Origin of the sequence: Gilliamella sp. Gris3-2, assembly GCF_001690345.1 — a bacterium.
Taxonomy (GTDB): domain Bacteria; phylum Pseudomonadota; class Gammaproteobacteria; order Enterobacterales; family Orbaceae; genus Gilliamella; species Gilliamella bombi.
Map to the genome: position 1 here is coordinate 1 of NZ_LZHB01000015.1, position 5,110 is coordinate 5,110.

The window sequence follows — 5,110 nt, forward strand, 5'->3', positions numbered from 1 at the left end:
GCGGAAGAGTCGTATTACCGAAAACACGAAACCAAGACCAAAAAATCTGGGTTAATGGGCAGTGGTGGAATAGGCTTTACGGCAGGTAAAGAAAGCGAATCGTTAAAACAAACAAATACCGAACAAGCCTTTGTGGGCAGTGTTGTAGGTAGTACAAAAGGCAGTGTCAATATCCAAGCGGGTAAAGACCTAAGTATTAAAGGCAGTGATGTCATCGCCCAGCAAAATATCAAATTACAAGGCGAAAACGTCAATATCGAAGCATTAGATGCGAAAACGACGTATCAAGAAGAGTATGAGCGCAAAAAATCAGGGCTTACTGTTTCGATAACAGGCACGGCGAGTGATATTTACAATGCCAACCAAACCCGAGAGCAAGCGAAAAAGCAGACCAATGAAAAAACCAAAGCGCTGATGAATATTAAAGCGGGGTTACAAGCGGGTAATGCGGCGCTAGAGGGCGGTGCTAATTTACAAAATGGTACGCCACAAGCCTCGATTGGCATTAATGTCAGTTTGGGCAGTGAAAAAACCAAACGCACGGTAAACCAAGAGCAACACACCGTGGTAAGTAGTGGCGTCTCAGCGGGGCATAACCTCAGCATTATTGCGACGGGCAATGGTCAAAAAGAGAGTGGCGATATCAACATCATCGGCAGTCAGGTATCTGCAGGTCATGATGCGATGCTCAAAGCGAACCATGATGTTAACATCATTGGACAAGAAAACACGATAAAAACCGACAGCAAAGAAAAAAGCAGCAGTGGCTCGGTAGGCGTGGGCTATAACTTTGGTGGAGAAAAAAATGGCTTTACCATCTCGGCCAGTGCTAGCCAAAGCAAATCCCGCGAAAAGGGCAACGGCACCGACTGGAGTGAAAGCGTCGTTGAAGCAGGCAACAAGCTCACCATCATCACCGGTAATGATGCCAACATTGTTGCAGGGCAAGTGAAAGGCGATAGGGTGGTGGCTGATATAGGTCATGACCTTAATATTGAATCGAAACAAGACAGTGATGAGTTCCACTCTAAAAGCACGTCAACCTCGGTAGGGGGGAGTTTTTCTTATGGAGGCTCAAGTAGTATTAATGCCTCGGCGAGCAAAACGAAAATGGACAGCAACTGGCAAAGTGTGACTGACCAATCGGGTATTTTTGCCGGCAGTGGTGGCTTTGACATTAAGGTCGGCAATAACACCGACCTAAAAGGGGCGGTGATAGCCTCAGAAGCGAAAGACAAGAGCCAAAACCGCCTTGACACAGGCACAATCAGCTTTAGTGATATCGAAAACAAAGCGGACTACCAAGTCAGTAGCAGCAGTGCAGGGGTAAGCTCTAGCGGCATGCCATCGATGCCAACCAGTCGCAATAAAAACGAAAGCGAGCATTCGACGACGCATTCAGCGGTATCGGAAGGGACGATAATTATCCGCAATAAGGATGACCAAAAACAAGATATCAACGAATTAAGTCATGATACTGAGCAGGCGAATAACGAGCTCAAACACATTTTTAACAAACAAAAAGAGCAAGACATCATCGACCAAACGCAGTTAGTGAGTGAAATTGGTGGTGAAACGTTAACGATGCTTAATCATATTGACCGGATAAGAGCTGAATCCAAGGCAAAAGAAGCGGTAGAAAAAGAACAAGAAAAAGCCGCAGACAAAGGCATCGTTTTAACCGACGAGCAGCAACAAAAAATCTACGAAGACGCCTACAAAGAATCGATGAATCAAGGCATGTCAGCGATGGGCAGTGACACCCGTCAAGGCATTGACATGGCGGTTAGTATCATCAACGGCTTAATCAGTGGTGACATGACAGGGGCCGCCGCAGGGGCACTTGCGCCAAAAATAGCTACAATTATCAAACAACAGACCGAAGGAAACACCGTTGCCAACACCGTCAGCCATGCCATACTTGGTGCGGTGGTTGCCGAGCTACAAGGCAACTCAGCTCTAGTGGGTGGCTTGGGTGCTGCTGCAAGTGAACGTGGTGCTGAGGTTATCATGGGTATTCTTTACCCAGGTAAAACAGTAGCGGAATTATCACAAGAAGAAAGACAACAAATCAGCGCTCTAACCCAACTAGCGACAGGCCTAGCAATAGCCGCTGCCGGTGGTGATATCCAAGATGTGAATACAGGGGTTGCTGCAGGGAAAAATGCGGTTGAGAATAATAATTTAGCTAGAGCCGCTTGGTATCTAGTACGCTCAAGTGAAATTGGTGCGCCAGTTAGTATTAATGCGGTAGATGTATTAATGGCTGAAGGTCTTACAGCAGCAGAATCAAAAGCATTTTTAGAAAGTCTAAATTTGGAACAGAGACGACTAATTGAACTTGCATTAGTCGATCCAATGGGAGATGGGTTCCTTGAAGATGCAGTACTAAAAACTTATGAACGTTATTATAATGATTACCTAAAAGAGAAAGATAGTAATAAAGATAATAATACGTTAACAGGTACCGGAAGTAGTTCAGCAGGCGGGGCTTCTGGATTACCGCCTGATGATGATAAAGATAAATCTAAAACTGGTAATAAGTCTGAGTCATCAAGTGATAACCAACAAAATCGTAAAGATATCGAGGGTTCTTGGGATAAAGGTACCTTTGATTCTCCAGAAGGCTCATTAAAATATCATTTCGATAAACATGGTAAAGAAGTTGGCGCTTTAACTCCTGAAGAATATTTACATAAAGCCAAAGTGTTTTCCCAGAATTTAAAAGGTGCAAGAAAGGTAAAGATTAATACACCAACATATGGAGTGATCAGATATTATAAAAATGGAAAATATTTAGATAAATTAGGAGATAAAATTATCTCATTTGGTAAACAATAAAGGAACTTAAATATGTGGCATGATTTAGTTATTGATAATGTGGTAAAAATTGAAAAAAATGTTGCTGAATTTGTTATTTGGATGCCTATTTTACCGTATGCAAAAATGAAAATTAAAATTTATGAAAGTCCCTCAAGACGATACACAGGTATGACTGATTTAGCTATAAAGCGTAAATTTGATGGATATCCTGAGAATGGCTTAGGAAGTGGGGATACAATTGAAGAAGCTTTAAAAAATACCATGAAAAATTTTAATGCAATGTTAACAGAAGATGGCTTCGAAGAGTTAACACCTGAAGATATTGAATATTCAGAGTGGTCTGATTTTTAGACTTCATCCTAAATTTTGTGTATTTTCCCGTTAAAGGTGATAGTTGATTCTGTCACTAAATTTTATAATTAATTTTTTAATTGCTAATTTTGGCTTAGCACCACTTAGTCGCCAACACGGTCAGTCATGCCATACTCGGTGCGGTGGTTGCTGAGCTGCAAGGCAACTCAGCTCTAGTGGGTGGCTTAGGTGCTGCAGCTAGTGAACGCGGTGCTGAAGTGATTGCGGGCATACTTTACCCTGATAAAGACATCAAAGACCTAAGCCAAGAAGAAAGACAACAAATCAGCGCCCTATCACAACTAGCAACAGGTCTGGCCATTGCGGCGATGGGCGGAGATATCCAAGATATCAATACTGGCGTTGCTGCGGGGAAAAATGCGGTTGAGAATAATGGATTAAGTTGGGCTGATGGTGGATTTGGTGGTGATTTTATAGGTCTTTCACCTGAAACAGGGGCAAATTATGAAGGTATCCTCCATGCCTCAGCAGCGGGTTATTTAACTCAAGAAGAAACAGAGGAAGCACTAGAAAGGCTCATAACAGGTAAAGATATGCCTAATGGTAGCGATTATGTTGAACTCTGGATGCGAGCCCCAGAGCAAATAGGTGCATTTTTACCAGGACCAATTAGTGCCGCTATGGCGGCACTTGCTATGGCTGATAAGTCTTTAACCGACACTGACAAAGCTGATTTGATTTCAGTATTAAATAAAGCTACAGGTGATTATTTATCTGGTGCAGATACTGAATCTTTATTAGAATTAAATACTGCTTTAAGTCGATTTGGTGCCAAAAGTACAAATAAACAATTCCAACAATTTATAAAAGAAAAAGTTGAGAATAATGTAGCAACATCTCAAAAAGGCAATAAATCAAGTAAGTTTGGCGAGCATGTAAAAAAAGAACAAGATATTAATGCTAATTTAGGTAAGCGTCCAGAAGATAAAATTTGGACAGAAACAAGTAAAAAAGAATCTGTTAAAAATGCTTACGATCATTGGGATAAACATAAACATGAGTTTCCTGAATTTCAAAATTCAAAACAATACGTTGATGCTACCCATAATTTTGTAAGAAATCCACCTGAAGGAACTTTGACAAAAGTTAGAGAAAATGGAGATACGCTATACTACAATCCATCAACAAATATTTTTGCAATAAAAAATGCAGATGGAACACCTAGAACAATGTTTAAACCAAATCCAGCAGATCATGGATATAAGACTAATTTGGAGTATTTTAATGCACAAAAATAATGAAGCATATATATGTCGTGTTTGTGGGCTCGAACAATCAGAGCCTCAATGGGGGGAGGATGGTCAATCACCAACATATAATATTTGTGAGTGTTGTGGAGTTGAGTTTGGATACGAAGATGCCACTTTAATGGGTATTAAGAAATATCGAGATAAATGGATACAATCAGGAGCAAAATGGAATTGTCAAAAAAGTAAACCTATTGATTGGTCTATTGATGCACAGTTACTAAATATTCCTAAAAAATACTTATAATATGTAGTAGTTCAAACTTAATCGTATATTAGTTCATTTGTTATTAAAAAAGTGACAGTTAATCCTGTCACTAACTTCTATAATTCATTTTTTAATTGCCAATTTTTGTTTAGTATGCACTTTAGCCATTATTATTTTTATGCACCATTGTAGAAAATAAAGCCTACTTGTTGCATTGCGCATTGAGTCATATCTCCTTCTATCTAAAACATAAAAAATACATTAAGTTACTATTTTTACTTACAAAAAATTAGCCAGTAAAGTTATTGATTTTATTTTATTTAATTTTTTCTTGGTGTTTTTTTATGCTATCCGTGGCGGTGATAGCCTCAGAAGCGAAAGAGAAGAGCCAAAACCGCCTTGACACAGGCACAATCAGCTTTAGTGATATCGAAAACAAAGCGGACTACCAAGTCAGTAG

Annotated in this window: 4 protein-coding genes; all 4 read left to right on the forward strand. The window is 40.0% G+C overall.

Annotation, left to right across the window (positions count from 1 at the left end):
• On the forward strand, nucleotides 1-2,841 hold a 2,841-nt coding region (locus tag A9G32_RS02445; RefSeq protein WP_176701304.1), incomplete at its 5' end, for a hemagglutinin repeat-containing protein.
• 12 nt (nucleotides 2,842-2,853) lie between these two features.
• Nucleotides 2,854-3,174, forward strand: coding sequence for a hypothetical protein (locus A9G32_RS02450; protein ID WP_065591031.1), 321 nt, complete (start codon nucleotides 2,854-2,856; stop codon nucleotides 3,172-3,174).
• A gap of 143 nt (nucleotides 3,175-3,317) precedes the next feature.
• A complete protein-coding gene (locus A9G32_RS02455) occupies nucleotides 3,318-4,433 on the forward strand; it encodes a VENN motif pre-toxin domain-containing protein (RefSeq protein ID WP_065639551.1) in 1,116 nt (371 codons plus the stop codon).
• Entirely contained in the window at nucleotides 4,420-4,689 is a 270-nt protein-coding gene (locus A9G32_RS02460) for a hypothetical protein (RefSeq protein WP_065574076.1), read from the forward strand. Before A9G32_RS02455 ends, A9G32_RS02460 begins: the two co-directional genes overlap by 14 nt.
• Nucleotides 4,690-5,110: the final 421 nt, after the last annotated feature.